The organism is Salinactinospora qingdaonensis (assembly GCF_039539445.1).
In the GTDB taxonomy this organism is placed as follows: domain Bacteria; phylum Actinomycetota; class Actinomycetes; order Streptosporangiales; family Streptosporangiaceae; genus Salinactinospora; species Salinactinospora qingdaonensis.
Window position 1 is genome coordinate 21,053 of sequence record NZ_BAABDD010000037.1, and the last position, 15,001, is coordinate 36,053.

17 protein-coding genes are annotated in these 15,001 nt (G+C 63.7%); 7 read left to right on the plus strand and 10 right to left on the minus strand.

The features are described 5' to 3' along the window. Positions 1-821: 821 nt before the first annotated feature. From ABD848_RS22470 to ABD848_RS22500, 7 genes are all read right to left on the minus strand, one after another. On the minus strand, positions 822-1,700 hold the full coding sequence (locus ABD848_RS22470; RefSeq protein WP_344976277.1) for a hypothetical protein: 879 nt from the start codon (positions 1,698-1,700) through the stop codon (positions 822-824). Further along, positions 1,697-1,930, minus strand: a complete 234-nt coding sequence (locus ABD848_RS22475) for a hypothetical protein (protein WP_344976280.1) — start codon at positions 1,928-1,930, stop codon at positions 1,697-1,699. The genes ABD848_RS22470 and ABD848_RS22475 overlap by 4 nt, the downstream gene beginning before the upstream one ends. After that, positions 1,909-3,435, minus strand: coding sequence for an FtsX-like permease family protein (locus ABD848_RS22480; protein ID WP_344976283.1), 1,527 nt, complete (start codon positions 3,433-3,435; stop codon positions 1,909-1,911). Before ABD848_RS22480 ends, ABD848_RS22475 begins: the two co-directional genes overlap by 22 nt. Further along, positions 3,432-4,196 (minus strand): ABC transporter ATP-binding protein, encoded by a 765-nt coding sequence (locus tag ABD848_RS22485; protein ID WP_344976286.1) that lies wholly within the window; start codon positions 4,194-4,196, stop codon positions 3,432-3,434. Before ABD848_RS22485 ends, ABD848_RS22480 begins: the two co-directional genes overlap by 4 nt. Positions 4,197-4,459: 263 nt before the next feature. Further along, positions 4,460-4,792 carry a contact-dependent growth inhibition system immunity protein gene (locus ABD848_RS22490; protein WP_344976289.1) on the minus strand — a complete coding sequence of 111 codons (333 nt, stop codon included), beginning with the start codon at positions 4,790-4,792 and terminating at the stop codon, positions 4,460-4,462. An 8-nt stretch (positions 4,793-4,800) separates the two neighbouring features. Beyond that, a complete protein-coding gene (locus ABD848_RS22495; protein ID WP_344976292.1) occupies positions 4,801-6,228 on the minus strand; it encodes an RNase A-like domain-containing protein in 1,428 nt (475 codons plus the stop codon). Positions 6,229-6,318: 90 nt separating this feature from the next. Then, a complete protein-coding gene (locus tag ABD848_RS22500) occupies positions 6,319-6,684 on the minus strand; it encodes a radical SAM protein (protein WP_344976295.1) in 366 nt (121 codons plus the stop codon). A 1,489-nt stretch (positions 6,685-8,173) separates the two neighbouring features. On the opposite strand from ABD848_RS22500, the gene ABD848_RS22505 reads away from it, so the two are divergent. Next, the gene (locus ABD848_RS22505) at positions 8,174-9,859 is read left to right on the plus strand and encodes a DUF4209 domain-containing protein (RefSeq protein WP_344976298.1); all 1,686 of its coding nucleotides are present in this window, start codon (positions 8,174-8,176) and stop codon (positions 9,857-9,859) included. Between the two features lie 19 nt (positions 9,860-9,878). On the opposite strand, the gene ABD848_RS22510 is transcribed toward ABD848_RS22505, so the two are convergent. Continuing rightward, positions 9,879-10,610: an XRE family transcriptional regulator gene (locus ABD848_RS22510; protein ID WP_344976301.1), complete on the minus strand. Its 732-nt coding sequence runs from the start codon at positions 10,608-10,610 to the stop codon at positions 9,879-9,881. Between the two features lie 261 nt (positions 10,611-10,871). Here ABD848_RS22510 and ABD848_RS22515 point away from each other — a divergent pair, with 261 nt between their 5' ends. The 4 genes from ABD848_RS22515 (at position 10,872) to ABD848_RS22530 (ending at position 12,574) form a co-directional block, all read left to right on the plus strand. Then, complete coding sequence (locus ABD848_RS22515; RefSeq protein ID WP_344976304.1) at positions 10,872-11,048, plus strand: hypothetical protein; 177 nt, start codon at positions 10,872-10,874, stop codon at positions 11,046-11,048. Beyond that, complete coding sequence (locus ABD848_RS22520) at positions 11,045-11,329, plus strand: hypothetical protein (RefSeq protein ID WP_344976307.1); 285 nt, start codon at positions 11,045-11,047, stop codon at positions 11,327-11,329. Before ABD848_RS22515 ends, ABD848_RS22520 begins: the two co-directional genes overlap by 4 nt. A 197-nt stretch (positions 11,330-11,526) precedes the next feature. Next, positions 11,527-12,012: a GntR family transcriptional regulator gene (locus tag ABD848_RS22525; protein WP_344976310.1), complete on the plus strand. Its 486-nt coding sequence runs from the start codon at positions 11,527-11,529 to the stop codon at positions 12,010-12,012. A gap of 124 nt (positions 12,013-12,136) precedes the next feature. Further along, entirely contained in the window at positions 12,137-12,574 is a 438-nt protein-coding gene (locus ABD848_RS22530; protein WP_425567656.1) for an HD domain-containing protein, read from the plus strand. Positions 12,575-12,592: 18 nt separating this feature from the next. Here ABD848_RS22530 and ABD848_RS22535 read toward each other — a convergent pair whose 3' ends face one another. After that, positions 12,593-13,069, minus strand: a complete 477-nt coding sequence (locus tag ABD848_RS22535) for an NUDIX domain-containing protein (RefSeq protein WP_344976313.1) — start codon at positions 13,067-13,069, stop codon at positions 12,593-12,595. An 8-nt stretch (positions 13,070-13,077) separates the two neighbouring features. Next, positions 13,078-13,815, minus strand: coding sequence for a helix-turn-helix domain-containing protein (locus ABD848_RS22540; RefSeq protein ID WP_344976315.1), 738 nt, complete (start codon positions 13,813-13,815; stop codon positions 13,078-13,080). 307 nt (positions 13,816-14,122) lie between these two features. On the opposite strand from ABD848_RS22540, the gene ABD848_RS22545 reads away from it, so the two are divergent. Continuing rightward, a complete protein-coding gene (locus ABD848_RS22545) occupies positions 14,123-14,539 on the plus strand; it encodes a plasmid replication, integration and excision activator (RefSeq protein WP_344976318.1) in 417 nt (138 codons plus the stop codon). A 103-nt stretch (positions 14,540-14,642) separates the two neighbouring features. Beyond that, a complete protein-coding gene (locus ABD848_RS22550) occupies positions 14,643-14,891 on the plus strand; it encodes a hypothetical protein (RefSeq protein WP_344976321.1) in 249 nt (82 codons plus the stop codon). The last annotated feature ends 110 nt before the right edge of the window (positions 14,892-15,001 follow it).

Genomic DNA, 15,001 nt, shown 5'->3' on the forward strand with positions numbered 1-15,001 from the left:
ACCGCCCGTTGTAGCCGCCGCCGGACAGCCCGCCACACGGTCACGGGCGCCCCTGTCGGGCGTGCGGTCCTGCGAAGCGGTCTCGCGGCGGATTCCCATGCTGTCCAAGACAAAAACGAGCAGTAAGAGATTCACCGCTCGGCTCGGGGGAAAAGCGCGAGACATCGGCGTGGAGCAGAGAGAGATAGACCCACGGAGGTCGTTCTTTCGTCCGTACTCGGATGACGACGGCGCTTCTCTCCGCACCGATGTCGGGAAAGTCTCGGTAATCGGCTCGTCCGCCCACTAGAGAGTCGATGTCGGTGCATCCACGGATGCACCGATGTTCTCGTGCCCGATGACCCGGGCCATGACCCCCTAGGGCTCGTGACCTGTAATCCTGATTCGCACAACATTATTCATGGAAAGGCAGAAGGCTCCTCCCGCTCGAAGACCTCACGAACGTCCTTCCCACGCCCCGTCTTCTCTAGGTTCTGTTTTTGGGAGGGGCGGCGAGGGCCGGCGGGGGCGCACGCGGGTGAGCACGTCCGCTGCCGCCCCGCGGGCTGCCGAGATCGCGAAGCGATCGAGGCACGAGCGGACGAAGAACACCCCTACGCACCCCACACCCCAGCCGTTCGAAAAACAGCAACCTAGCGCCAGGCCGAGGTTGTTCCGCACACGCCGCTACGGAAATCCTCCGCCGGCAGGAAATAGGTGGGGTTTTGGTGGTTACCGGCCCCCTATACGTCGACGGCGGCTCCCACCCTGACCTCATAGCAGTGTCCCACGCGGAATACATAGGGCACCGCATGTCGGCGGTGGCCGGCTCGATCTGTTCCTCACGCTCCGTGCCCTAACGAGACAGCGCGGGCGACCGGCTGTAGGCGGCGAGGGTAGCGATGAGGGGGACGGCCAGGGCCATGGGGATGAGTAGGTGCCAGGGCGGGGCGAGGGGCCAGGGCTAGGGCGGTGGGCAGCAGACCGCCGGCCAGCCCGAGCAGGGAGGCGAGGGTGGTCATGGTGGCGACCTGGGTAGCCAGCAGGCCCCGCAACGGCCGAGGTGCGGTACCCAGCGTGTGCAGCACGGTGCGGTCGGCGGTGCTCTCGGCGGCGAACAGGGTGCTGGCCACCAGGGTGGCGCCCAGCGCGGTGATGGTGGCCAGGCCGAGAACGGCCCAGAGGATGGAGGTGGCTGTCCGCTCCCGGTAGCCCTGTTCGACGTAGAGGGTGACGGTGTCGCCGAAGTGGCGCGCGGCAACTGCGTGAGCGGCCTGGATCTGCTCCTTCGTGGGGGCGGTGGTGGTGTCGATGAGGAGATCGTCGCTGGGGGTGACGGTGAGTCCGTGGTCTTGGGCGGTTGCGGCCGAGATGAAGGTATCCGGCAGTTCACCGGGGTTGTTCCCGGTCAGTTCCACGACGGTGGCGGGCACCTCGACAGGCGTTGCCGCATCGGAGCGCGCCGAGCGGGCGATTAGGCCGGCGCGGTCGGGCTCGGCCAGCAGAGCCGAGTCGGTGACCACGACCTTGCCGTCGTCGAGCGCCGTCTCGGCGCGCCGGGCCGCGTCTGAGTCGGAGAACACCGCTTGCAGCAGGGACGCATCGGCCACGGCAACGCGCTGGATCGTCGCGGCGCCGGAGGGCACCAGCTCGCCGCAACTACGGGCATTGGAGCTGTGCGCTCCCATTTCACAGTCGAAGCCGGGGTTGTCCAGCGTCATCGGGACCGGCTCCTCGCGATTGCTGTCGGCGGGGGGGCGGCGGTGGCGTAGGACAGGCGGATGGGGGAGGTGTTTTTGGTGGGCAGCGCGGCGGTGAGGGCATCGATTCCGGGAGCGTCGGCGGCGACCGCACCGTGCAGGCGTGCCTGGCCGGGGTGCAGTTTGGGGGTGTAGGTACGGATGGTATCGACGGTCGCGCTGTGGATGATCAGGCCCAGCACCGTGCCCACGGCCACGACGGCGCAGACGGCGGCCAGAGCGGGCACCGCGCGGGTCCGGTCGCGGCTGAGCTGGCGCACGGCGATGCGAGGCAGGGCCGGCAGCCGGGGGCCAGCCTTCCAGCCAGGCGCAGCAGCGGGCCGCAGCAACCCAACAGCCCGATGCCGTAGCACACTCCGGCGGCGGCGACAGCCGGTGCTCCTGCACCGGTGTGGGCGAAGACCACCATGAGCACCGTGCCCACTACGGCCAGGGCGGGCCACAGCGCCGTGCGCAGCCGGCCGGCACGCCCCTGGCTGCGGGGTCGGGGCTGGGGCGTCTCGCGCAGTGCCTCGGCGGGGCTGAGCCGGGCGATCTGGCGGGCGGGCCACCACGCACTGAGGGCGCCGGCCGCGATCGCCAGCGCCACCACGGCCAGCAGCGTGGGCAGGGAGAAGGCCAGGCTGCCCCAGGTGGTGCGGGTGATGGTCTGGCCGATGGCGCGCCCAGGGAGCACGAGCGCGATCCCGAGCGCGGTGCCGCTCAGGGCACCAACGGCACCCAGCAGGGCACCCTGGGCGAGGACGACACGGCCGGCATCGCGCGGACGCGCGCCGATGGCCAGCAGCAGGGCGAGGTCGCGACGCCGACGGCGCGCGGTGATGGCAAAGGCCGCCCCCGTCAACAGTGCCACCTCGGCCAACCCGAGCGCGGCGGCGATCAGCAGGGTCTGGTCTTCGGTGAGGTCGGTGTTCCTGGCCGCCTCAGGCTGGATGGGCGGCGGGTCCAGGAGCAGGGCGCGCGTCCGCACGGCAAAGCCCTGCGGGTTGACCGCGTGTGCCAGGTCGCGGTAGTCGGTGCCGGTGGGCAGCTCCACCAGCCAAGAGCCTCCGGTGGCGGCGTCGAACTCCGCGGCGGCCAGCGGGGAGTCTTGCGGCGGGGCCACCAGGAACTCCCGGTCGTGGTCGGCCGGGTCGCGCACCAGCCCACTCACCCGCAGCCGCTCGCCGCCGGCCAGCCGCGCCGTCTCGCCCACCGTGGTGTTCAGGCGTCGGGACAGGGCGGTGCTGACCGTCACCTCCCCCGGCTGGGTGGCTGGCCGGCCCCCGATGGTCTCGAAGAGCCCGCGGGCCAGCGGATCGCCCAGATCCACCAGGTAGGTGGACACGGCGATGGCCCCGTTGTCGGTCTCCAGTCGCGGCTGGTCGGTGCGGCGGGAGACGATGGCGCGGGCGCCCTCAGGCAGCACCTCTGTCAGCGCCCGAGGCTCGTCCAGTCGCTCTCCGGCGGTGGTGGGCTGCGGGTAGGCACTCTCGAACGCCTGTTCGATCGGGGTGTCACCGTGGCGATACACTCGCGCGTCGGCGGCGCCCATGGTGAGTCGGGCCTCCTCGGCCGGGCTGGTGACGGCAGTGGCGCGCAGCATCTGAGCACACACCACGATCAACGCCACCACCATCCCCGCCCGGCGGCGATCCCGCACCGTCCACCGCCAGGCCAGGCGAGCGGCGGTGGCCCAACTACACGTCCGCCTCACCGCCCCTCCCCGTCCCCGCTGAGGTGCCCGTCGCGCAGGGACAGCACCCGGTTGGCATGCGGCAGCCACGCGGGGTCGTGGGTGGCCACCACGACGCTGATGCCGCGCTCGCGGGTGCGCTCGACCAGCGCGGCCATCACCGCGGCCGAAGATTCCGAATCCAACGCCCCGGTGGGCTCATCAGCCAGGATCAGCCGCTTGTCGCCCACCAGCGCCCGGGCGATCGCCACCCGCTGGCGCTGCCCACCCGACGTCTGTTCGGGAAACCGGTCGGCCAACTCACCCACGCCGACCTCTTCCAAAGCCTGAACAGCCCGGCGCCGCGCAACGCGCGGCCGCGTCCCCTCCAACTCCAACGGCAGCGCCGTGTTCTCCGCCGCGGTCAGATCGGCGACGAGGTTGTACTCCTGGAACACGTATCCGATGATGCGGCGACGGTGCGCGGCAAGTTCAGTCGCGTCGGCGGCGCTGAGGTCGCGGCCTTGCAGCCACACCGTGCCACTGGAGGGCCGCTGTAAATACCCCGCCAACGCCAGCAGCGTGGACTTACCCGACCCGCTCACCCCCGTCAGCACCACGAACTCGCCGGCACCCACCCGCAGCGTCACACCGTCCACGGCCCGCACCGCAGCAGCACCCTGCCCGTAGTCGCGGCACACGCTCTCCAGCGCCAATACCGCACCCGCCGGCGCCTCGGTCTCTGTCACCTCAGGAGCCTGCATGATCTCCTCGAACTCCCCCATCGAGAAAACCGCTCTCACCGAGATGAAGGTAGCCAAACTGCGATACACAGAAATCCATATGAATACTTTTCGTTTTGGCTGGTGTGTCCCAGAAATATGAAAAAGGAGTTATTGGCCTCTTTTGTGCTCGACTTTATCCAGTTACCAGGCTATTTCGATAATGGCTTGATGGGCAGCAGCAAGGATGCACCTGTGGTCACGGTCGTGGAGCACCAGGGGATGGTGTCTTCCTGCCGTGAAGGGAGGAGACTCCGCCTGCCCCGGTTCACGCCGGGCTTAGGTCATGCGCCTTCTTCTGCTGCGGGATCGTCCTTGGCCGCGATTTCCCCGGCGAGCTGGTCGCGGTACCACAGCAGCGCGTTGCGCCATTTCGGGTGCGGGAACTTGTTGGCGAATTTGGAGCCGATATCGTGCCGGAACCACTTGTTCAGCTTCCGTTCCGGTACGTCGTCGGCGATGATGTCGTCGATCTCCGCCAGCGCCAGACTGGCGTTCTCTCGCGGTCCTTCCTGCACGAACGCGCGGATCACCTCCTCCCGGCTGGAGTAGTCGAGATCCCAATCCTGGTGGAAATACCCTTCGAAGAGCAGATCCAGGCCCTTGGCCACCGACACCGACGCTCTCACCTCCTCTTGTCAGCACTGGGCTTCACCGGATAGGCGGTGTGGATCCGGTAGCCGTCCGGTGCGTTCGGGTCCTTCCGCAAAATCACGGTGACGTGTCGCGCGTCGTACTTCCCTCCGTCCGCCCGCACATACCTACCGACCTTCCCACCGGCGGGCTGTCGCTTCAGGGGCAGAGAGTCCTGGTTGGAGCCGTCCGCGAGCCATTTCTGCACCGCTGCCTCGTTGTCTCCCAGGACTTTCCCAATGGCTCGTGCGGCGGTGCCGCGATCGGTGAAGCTCGACGCCCTGCCTCTGGCCCCAGCATCGTTCTTCGCACGGCGTTGCAGCCACTCATCGGTTTTCCCGACGTGGCGTTCGATGGTGTGGCCACCGAGATCCTCGTTGGCCCTAAGGCTTCCCCCGGGAATGTTGTCGCAGGGAGAGCCGGAGTTGTGGACCAGTACATCCACAGCGCCGACGGCGACGTGGTAGGTGTGTAGGTCGGCGATGGTGAGGTTGTGGACTCGCTGGTGGGCGAGGGTTGTTGTGTCTAGGGCGGTGATTTGGACCCAGGTGCCGGTGCTGGTGCGCAGCCACATGCCGGGGTCGAGGTCGCCTGCGGCGATCCAGGTTTGGTGTTTGGGTGCCCAGAAGGGGTGGTCTTGGGTGGCGGTGACGGTGCCGGCCTCAGCGTTGGCGCCCGGGGCGGTGACGGTGATGTTGACGAGGTGTTTGGTGCCGTTGCCGGTGATGGTGGCGGTGACTGTGCGTGGGCCGCTGTGGCCGGTGGCGGGGTCGGTGGCCAGCACCTGCTGGCCGGCCTCGACATCCTCGATGGGTAGAGCGGAGCCGTCGGCCATGCGCACCGCGGTGCCGGGCAGGAAGCTGTTGTTGGCACACGGGTTGCCGCCCGCGCGCTGCTCCTGCTGTTCCTGGGAGTCCTGCTCCTCGTCGTGGCCCCCGGTGTCGTCGTCGGCCCCGTCTTTGTTGTCACCCCCGTTGTTGCCGTGATCGTCGGGGGTGTCGCGGCGGCTGGCGTCGGCGGCGTCGGCGATGCGGTCGGCTTTCTTGTCCCAGCCGATGTAGGGGATGAGGCCGATGAGGTTCTCGCCCAGGACTTGGGCGCCGGCGTGCAGTTGGTCGCCGTTGTTCCAGTCCTGTTGAGCGTCGTCGCTGGCGAGTACGTCGAGGAGGAATCCTCCGGGGTCGGTGGTGAGTCCGTGCCAGGTGTCGGTGGCGGTTCCGGTAACGCTGTTCCAGGTGTCGCCGGCCCAATCCGCGGGGTCGGAGATCAGGTGCTGGACTCCGTCCACGGCCCCGGAGATGCCTTCGCCGACGTCGTCGACGGCGCCTCCCACGGCGTCCCACAGTCCGGTGCCCACGTCGCCGATCCCGTCGGTGACCGCACCCAACCAACCACCGTCGCCCTCGTCGCGGGTGCGCATGGACTCGTCCGCGCCGTGCTCGGTGAGGTCGACGGTGGTGTAGTCCAGCAGGGTCTCTGGGCTGTAGTGGCCGGTGGCGAGGAGCCTGTTCTACTCCGGAGTGCCGGGGTAGGGGCGGAACTCGAAGACCGAGGAGCGGAACCGTCCCGGCTGGCCTTCGGTGAGGTCCCACAGTTCGTGAACCAGGTCCACGGTCTGGGCCGTCTCGGTGCGGGTCTCGGTGGGGAAGCCGAGGATGAAGTAGCCCTTGACGTGGATGCTGCGCGAGACGAGGCGTCGCACCACCGAGCGGCTCATGTCTTTGGTGATGCGCTTGTCGACATGGGAGAGCACCCGTTCACTGCCGGAGTCGATGCCCTGGGCGACCTCGCGCAAACCGTTGGCTGCCAGCAGGTCCAGCGTCGCCTCGTCGGCGTGGTGCAGCCAAGCCGGTGGCGTCGAGGTCTTCTCCCGCATGGGGCCTGCCGGTAGGGCCGGTGGTGGGTCCTCTTCTCCACAGGCCGGTGAGCCGTGGGGGCGGTGTGTCGTTTTCGGGGCGTGGCCAGGGGGTTTGTGGGTCAATGTGCAACGCATCCAGCGCGCGCTCAGTACGACACAGCTGGATGTGCTCCAGGTCGCTGTGGTGGTAGGTGGGCGGGTCCGCAGGGGTGGTGTGGGACTCCCGGGAGTCCCACACCGGAGTTCAGAGGCCCGGCTTCGGGGCCGGTTCGGGGCCGGTTCGGGGGCCGCTCTGGAACTGCGGGGCTCCCGAGGGACTCCCATGGGGGGTCCTACACGCCGAAGGCGTCCTTCCCGAAGGAAGAACGCCTAGGTCAGAGCCTTATCGGCTGGCGCACTCGGGAGGATTCGAACCCCCAACCTTCTGATCCGTAGCATGCCTTGAATTGTCCGGCGGTATCCATATCTCCCTGCTGACCTGGCAGCAAGCCGTTTTGTCGACTCGCTGATTCCTCGTTTGTCCAGCCGTGTTCAGGGTCGTTGTTAGCGACTGTGTTAGCAGGGTCGGGCAGTTTCAAGAATCCAGCTTGGGAAGACGCTACCGGCCTTTTCTGCTGGCCTGGGATCGCGTTCACCTGGTCGTATGTCGGTGGTTTCGCCGTGAGTGCCCGTGGTTTCCTCTCAGGCGCGCTTGTGACGGGCACGTAGCGGGCACGGTGAGAAGGGAAGGTGACGGATGCTGGCGCGTGTGCGCAGAGTGGTCGTGTGCGGTGTCGTCCTCGGTGGTGGTCGTTGTGGCAGGATGGGGCTGGTTCGGTGCTGTGTACAGCCTCGCGTGGTTGGGGTCGAGAACCCATGATCGCGTGCAACGAGTTTTCGCAGCTCAGATACGGCGACCGGTCGGTTTGTGAGGTGGGTCTCCGCCACTTTGGCGGGTGTGGGCGTGATCGCGTGCAATCGGACATCGTCCGCGCAGGTCAGGCCACTCAAAAAACCGGAAGGGTTCCGAAGGACGTCCAAGCCCGAAGGGCATAGAAACCCGCCGAGCCCCATCCAGAGGGCTACCATCCCGGAGTTCCGAAGGATGTCCAAGTCCGAAGGGCGTGAGCGCTTTCGGAGGGGGCGTTTCTTCACCAGCCTCAGTGGCGAGTAACCACGGTTTCTGGTCCGTGGTGCTCGATCGCGCTGGGGTCGGTGACCATAGACAGGCAGGGTCGCGCGATCGTGTGCCACGGGACCCAGGACACGAGTAACCATAGGACCCGTGCGAGCGGACGGTGTGGCGCTGTTCGGGCCTGCTTGGCGCTATGGTGCGTCTCTCTGTCTCATGGGTGCTGTTGGCGAACCGGTGGCGCCTCTCGTCTTTGTCGGCCTGCGGGGGTGCGCTCGGGACCGGGCGGCAGCCCGCAGCCCGGGCGCACCCCCGCAGGGCGGGTGCGTCGGCGCGAAGCGCCGGCGCCTTGATTCCATATAGCTCAATTCGGCAAATAAGAAAGTAAGAGAAGCCATGTCTGAAGAGCAAAGGGAAGCTGAGTGTCGAGCTATAGATTCAATTCTTTCGGGTATTGGTGTATGGCATGAATTTTCTGTTTCGGTTAAAAATTCTGAATTGGATAGTGGGTCATTTTTTGTTCAGTCGACGGTCATGGCCTTTGATTATCATTTTCCCCATAAAGAAGATCCAGAGTCTCCTTTTTCTTCTATGTTGATGTTCGACGGGAAGCGCTACCCTCCGGATATCACTGCTGTTGATAATGAAATTATAGATAATTGGATATTTGCTTTTAATAATATAGATCATCCTTTGCTTGTTTCTCGGATTGGTGATTTGATATGGGTGAATGGGAGAACTCCTGGCTCTCATATTTATGCTCAACGTGCTTGCCGTGCTTATGCAGAACTCGCTAATGCTGATGGTTTTTCGATTTATCAGTCGGACTGCATTGTTCGTGCTATAGATATAGCTGTCAAACTAAATATGAAAGATATTACTGATTTGATAGATCAAGCAGTCTTTTATGTTAAAGAACACTTCCGCTTGTCGTCTGGAGCCCCTGGGATACCTCTTAGGGTTCTAGATAGACTTTCATCTCTTCCAAAGAAGATCAGCAAAAAGATGGGATTTTCTGTATATCCTCTTTTGGGGGAAGCGGAACGATTGTATGTTAATGATGCTTTTATATTGGAGCATATTCGTGATTTGATGATCTCCTCTTTGAGGGGGCAGGATGAAGAGATAAAAAAAGTGGCAAAATCGCAAATCCAGTCTTGGGTGGCTGAGGCAGATAGATCTACTCCTCTCGTGAAGATTTCTCATCTAAAACGAGCCCAGGAACTGGCGAATTCTCATGGCTTAAGCGATGACGTGCAGAATATTCGTTTAAAAATACAGAATGCTATGGATGAGCCAGACGGCATGACAGATATATACAGTGAAGTGAGATTTTCGAGTGAGGAATATGAAGCTTCTGTGGAAAATTTCATCAACGATTCAAATCTCCATTCGACGCTTATAGGAATTGGATCTTACTGTCCCATACCAGAGAAAGAGCAAGTGGAGATAGAAGCTCGGGATCTTATAAGACAACATCCACTTCGTTCGTTAATAAAGAACGTCATCGTAGACGATGCTGGCCTCCCGAAGAAATTTATTCAAGGAGAGGAATCCTATTTTCTACATGAAGTCAAGCAACAAGAGATTATTTGGACTCAAATGTGGGGGGCATTTTTGCCGGGTATTTTAAATAGGGTAGCTGATCGATTTGATAGCTATCCGTCTTCACTAGAAGATTTCTTTGTTTCTGATTTTATATCCCCTGAAATTGCTAAGATTATAGCTAGGGGATTTTCTTATTTTCATGAAGAGAAATATGATGAAGCGCTCTGTATCGTCACTCCGAGATTGGAGGCTGTAATAAGAGAAATGTGTCGTCAGGTTGGTATCTCTGTCTACATTCCTCCCGTTGGAGAAAATTTAGGTGAATACAAAGCTTTGGGTGTTTTGTTATCTCTTCTTGAAGAGGTGCTTCCCCAGCGCATCAGAACATATATTTCTTTGGTGCTCAACGATCAAGTGGGAATAAATATTAGAAATCGTTTGTGTCATGGGCATATAGTTGAAGAGAATCAGCTTGAGGTTGCTCTTATCCTGCATATGGCTCTGCTTCTAAGGTGTTTTCGTCTGGAGAGATAAGCTTCTTGGGGAGGCTGTTTTAATAAATACAAGGCTTACTTGTATCCCAAGTGTGCTCGAAGCTTTGGGCGTAGGTGTGCGCCATGTCCGGGCTGGTGTGGGTGTCGAGGTGGAGGACTGGCGCGTTTGCTGCGGGGGTGCCGTAGATGTGTTGGTTGACGAGTAGCTGACCGTCGGCGCGGTAGATGCTGTTGTACAGCACCGTGTTGTGTAGCCGCAGCTCGACGTTTTCGATGTCGAGTAGCGGTCGGTAGAGAACAAGGGCGTTGCGAATTTTGGCGGGCATCGCTTCGCCTATGCCTTCCTCGATGCCGCGTTGCTCGACGTGGGGGCTCTCGGGATCGCCAAGCAGGATGCGGACCGCGACTCCGGAACGGGCCTTGCGCTCGAAGATGCGCAGGATGCCCGTGTCGTCGGCCAGGAATAGGCCGCTGTAGACCAACACCCCGATCTCGCTTTCGGCAGCGTCGAAGAGTTCGCGCCACGCCTGGCGCGGAACGGCCCAGCGGTGCGGGTAGACGTGGCGTAGCCCTGCCGGAGATGTTGGGCTGTCCTCGGGCTTGGCGGTTTCTGGCCAGATTTCGTGTTCGGGGATGCCCACGAGATCGGCGACGGCCCAGCGGTGGCGGGGGTAGGGCTTCTGGCCGGAAAGCCAACGACGAACGGTCTTCGGGTCCACACTCAGCCGTGCCGCGACCTCGGTGTCAGTCAGGCGTGAAGCGGCCAGTGCCTGGCGCAGAACCTCGTTCACGTCGTCAGCCTTCCGGTGCGCGGGATTCCTGACGATAACAGAAGACGTCCCTAGACGTCCCTCGGGAGGTCCGATACGAGGTACACATGTCCGCCTGGTCGAACGAGGGTTGCCGCTGACAGCAAAGACCCCCGCGAGTGCGCCGAACACTCCGGGGGCGTGGTCCAACCTGACGAGAGCAGGCCGAACGTGCGGAATCCTATCGCTGACCCTCAAAACCGACATTCCCGCAGGGGTAACTCCCTGCGCCCCCGGCCGTATGTGGCAATCCCGTTCACTCCGGACCCGCCTTCCTACCCGGTGCCGCCGCGCGCGGCGATGGTCCGCCCCTACGTGTGGCGCAGTGAACGACGCAGGCAGCAACAGCGCGACGACCGTACTCGGTTGGGCCTCGGCGTCCTGCTCGACCTCGCGCGGCCTTTGGAGGTGGCGGCGTGAGTTCTGAAGAGAATCCGCTGTTTGAGCTGCTGCGCTCCCACTACGGCGATCGCTGGAACATCCGCCGTAGCGCCCACCTGTGGATCGCTACCGCTCAGGATTCCGACGCCGAGTACGCCCCGACCGTGGTCGAACCGGACGTAGAAGAGTTCGTGCGCCAGTTGGAGAACCCTCCCGCCGCTGCCGGTCGCTCCATGCTCGCGGCAAGTCGGTTCCGGGATCAGTTCGACCAAGTCGACGCTGCGGGGATCTATCACCGAGGTGGCCCACCAAGGGCCTGACAGGCGCCGCGCGGTCGGTGAAAACAGGCGCGGACCTTCCCCACACCGGCCGCGCGGCTTACAAAGCACTCTGTCCGGCTGCCTCACAAGTTTCCCGCCTAATCCTGCCGCTCCGGGGCGGATCGCCTGGCGGTGCGGGAGCCGGCGGTCTGGAATCATGTTGGGATACTGGGCTGATGGAACCGGAGGGACCTTAGGTGAGTCCGCGCTCAACGCCATGGCGGACGTACGCACAGATCGCGGAGACGCTTCGACAGCGCATCGCCAACGGCGCTCTTGCCCCCGGTAAGCCGCTCCCTTCGGAAGCCACCCTCGGGCAGGAATTCCATGTCGCTCGTAGCACTGTGCGGCGTGCGCTGGCTGTGCTGGAAGCGGGACGACTGATCAGAACGGTTCCCGGCACTGGGCGCCTGGTCTGCGCCCCGGAAGAAACCGCTGAACAGGTGCCTTCGGAGCAACAACCGCAGTACCGCAGAATCGCCGCCGACCTGCGGGAACAGATCACGCGCGGGCTCCTGGCGCCGGGGGCTCCGCTGCCCAGTGAAGCCGCCCTTGTGCGGCACTACGGCGTCTCGCGTGGAACGGCGCGACAGGCGTTCTCCGAACTGGAGGGGTCCGGCCTGATCGTCTCGGTTCAGGGGAAGGGCCGCTTCGTCCGTAGTCCCGAAACGCCGGCACGTTAGCCTGACACATGTGGGACATGTTCTGTGGGCGCGCGACCTAGCCCGGAGCCTCCTCGAAGAGCCCTTGCCCCGCCGCTGGGCGCACACGCAAGGGGTGGCCGAACAGGCTGAAACGCTGGCCGGTGTGCTGGGTGAAGACGCCGATCTCGTGACGTCCTCGGCGTGGCTCCACGACATCGGGTACTCGCCCACTCTGGCCGTAACCGGCTTTCACCCCCTCGACGGTGCCCGGTACCTCCGCACTGTCGAGCATGCCGACGAACAACTCTGCTCCCTGGTCGCTCACCACTCCGGCGCCTTGGTCGAAGCGGAAGAACGCGGGATGCTCGACGATCTCACCGCAGAGTTTCCGCTCCCGCGTCCTGACCTGTTGGAAGCGCTGACCTACTCCGACATGACCACCGGGCCTGACGGCACCCACCTGCCGGTTGAGCGGCGTCTCTCCGAGATCCTCGCGCGCTATGGGCCTGGTGACCTGGTTTACCGTTCTATCTCGCGCTCCAAGCCTGACCTTGTGGGAGCGGTGCGGGCAGTAGAGGAACGCAAGCACAACGGCGGTTAGTCCGTGACGGGTGGTCAGTCACCCGATGTGCGGCGATGCGCCCTCATCCAGGTAGTGACCGATGCGCAGGCGCATCGACCGGTCCATCTGGTACCTCTCCAACTCCGCCTTGGGAATCCAGTGGACTTCGCGGGATTCACTGCTGGGGGTGGGTTCGCCGGATACGGCGCGCGCGGTGAGCACGATGGAGAACTCTTGGCGGACTTCGCCGTCGCTGGTGTAGTGGATGAGGTGGCGCGGATCGCTGTAGATGCCGGAGATGCCGACGATCTCGCAGATGATGCCGGTTTCCTCACGGGTCTCGCGGATGGCTGCCTCGGGCACGGATTCACCGAGGTCGATGGCGCCGCCGGGAGCGGCCCAGTTGCCGTTGTCGGTGCGGCGAATCAGCAGAACCTCGTCCCGGTCGTTGACCACGAGCACGTTGACCGACGGAACAAGACTGTTGGCCTTCGGAGCCTGCGGGTCGTCGTAGTAGTCAATCCGCCTAGCCATGGCTTCTCTCATTCCAGGGGAGTGGCCTCGTCCCAGACACGCTGGAAGCTGTCTAGGTAGGTGTTGACCATGCTGCCGCCGGAGATCTTACGCAGGTGGAAAACCGGCGCGTTGGCAGCGGGAACGCCGTACACGTGGGTGTTGACGAGTAGCTGATCATCGGCGCGGTAGATCGAGTTGTACAGCACCGTCTTGTGAAGACGAAACTCCACACCCTCAACGGCACGGAGAGGCTTGTACAGCACGATCACGTTCCGGATCTTGGCCGCCATCGCCTCATCGATGCCCTCATCGGCGCCACGCTGGGCAACGGCGTCACTGTCGGGATCACCCAGCAGGAAACGCACACGCACGCCCGCCTCGGCCTTCTCCGTGAACAGGCGTACCAAGCTGGCGTCCTCGGCTAGGAAGAAGCCGCTGTAGACAAGGACACCGATCTCGTGCTCCGCGGACTCGAACAGCCGGCGCCAGGTCTCAGGGGGCACGCTCCATCGGTGGGGATGGACAGCGAGAATCTCGCCCTCGGATGCGGCCGTGCTCTGTTCGCGTGTCAGCGCCTTTGGCCATAGGTACGTCTCGTCCATGCCAAGCCGCGCCGCGACCGCGTAGCGGTGGCGACGGTAGGGGATGCGCCCAAGGCTGATCCAACGCTCAACGCTCTTCGCGTCGACGCCTACCTCTTCGGCGAGATCAGCGGGCGCGATTCCGTGCTCAAGTAGCGCGGCGCGCAACCTCTCGTTCGGCATGTGCCCCGTGTTCGGAGGACGTCCAAGGACGGGCTCACATTATCGGGACGTCCTGAACACGTCCAGCCATGTAGTGATCGCGTCCTCGCCCTCTCCTCGATGGTTGTAGGTGTCCGAACAACGTAGCTCCGTCGACCGAACCGGCCACGCGACCACCTGACCGCACGGAGAGAGGGCGTAGCCCTTCGCAACACAAACTGATACATGTTATACATGTATCGATTCTCTTTCGTGCTGGGTCGCTTATCGGGGCGGAAGTGGATCACATGCCGTTGACCAGATCGAAGAACGAACAGGAGTGGCTGAGATGGCGATTCAGGGTGCGTTGCCGGTGGCGTTCGCGACGGTGTTCCCGCATGGCGCTTACGCGCTGGGTGTGGAGGCGATCACCGATTTTGAGACCAAGCGGCCCCAGACGGATAGGGAGTCGGGGCTGCCGTTGTGGGCGGTGGATGTGATCGACGCTGATCCGAATGCGCGGGGTAAGGCCAAGAGCGTCAAGGTCAAGGTGGCCGCTGAGCACTGTCCGACGTTGCCCGATGAGGTCTCGGGGCTGCCGTTTCGCCCTATCGAGTTCGACGGCATGGCGGTCATGCCCTACGTCGATGAGTCGGGCCGGCGTCCCCGGGTGGCCTACTCGCTGCGCGCCACGGGTGTGAAGACCCCCGGCGCTGCGGGGCGCAAGGGTTCCGCGCCCTCCTCTGCGGCCAAGGATGCGGCCTGACCCCTGCCTGTCGTGCGGGGCGGCCGTGAGGTGTTGGCGCACCTGGGCCGCCCCTGACTCTCCCCTAGTCCTGCGAAAACCGTGGAAGAGGTGTGTCTAGCTTATGTCCTGTGAAGATCAGCGCTCGCTCACCCATGAGGTGAGCGCGTTTCTGGAGCTGCTGCGGGAACGTTTCGAGCGTCCGCTGCTGGCCCCGGTCGATCCCGGCGAGGATGCCGCCCTGTTCGAGATCAAAGCCGAGGTGATGGAAGCCCTCGCCGTCCAGCGCGGCGATGCCGAGTCGCGCGCGGTGGCCGACAACGCCCGCGCCGTGGCCAACGCCAAGCGGGCTCAGCTCGGGGGTGAGCGCTGATGTGGCGCAACCCCCGGCCGGGTGAGCAGCAACCCCAATTGACGGCTCCGGTTCCGGCTCAGGCGGTGCGGTTTGCCACGCCGGTGGTCACCACCCCGGGCATCTTCATC

What these genes read in the sequence shown, in the direction of transcription:
- ABD848_RS22500 (WP_344976295.1), bottom strand. Translation starts at nt 6,684, where the DNA reads ATGCGGGAGAAGACCTCGACGCCACCGGCTTGGCTGCACCACGCCGAC.
- ABD848_RS22540 (WP_344976315.1), bottom strand. Translation starts at nt 13,815, where the DNA reads ATGCCGAACGAGAGGTTGCGCGCCGCGCTACTTGAGCACGGAATCGCG.
- ABD848_RS22470 (WP_344976277.1), bottom strand. Translation starts at nt 1,700, where the DNA reads ATGACGCTGGACAACCCCGGCTTCGACTGTGAAATGGGAGCGCACAGC.
- ABD848_RS22505 (WP_344976298.1), top strand. Translation starts at nt 8,174, where the DNA reads ATGTCTGAAGAGCAAAGGGAAGCTGAGTGTCGAGCTATAGATTCAATT.
- ABD848_RS22535 (WP_344976313.1), bottom strand. Translation starts at nt 13,069, where the DNA reads ATGGCTAGGCGGATTGACTACTACGACGACCCGCAGGCTCCGAAGGCC.
- ABD848_RS22495 (WP_344976292.1), bottom strand. Translation starts at nt 6,228, where the DNA reads ATGCGCACCCGCGACGAGGGCGACGGTGGTTGGTTGGGTGCGGTCACC.
- ABD848_RS22545 (WP_344976318.1), top strand. Translation starts at nt 14,123, where the DNA reads ATGGCGATTCAGGGTGCGTTGCCGGTGGCGTTCGCGACGGTGTTCCCG.
- ABD848_RS22550 (WP_344976321.1), top strand. Translation starts at nt 14,643, where the DNA reads ATGTCCTGTGAAGATCAGCGCTCGCTCACCCATGAGGTGAGCGCGTTT.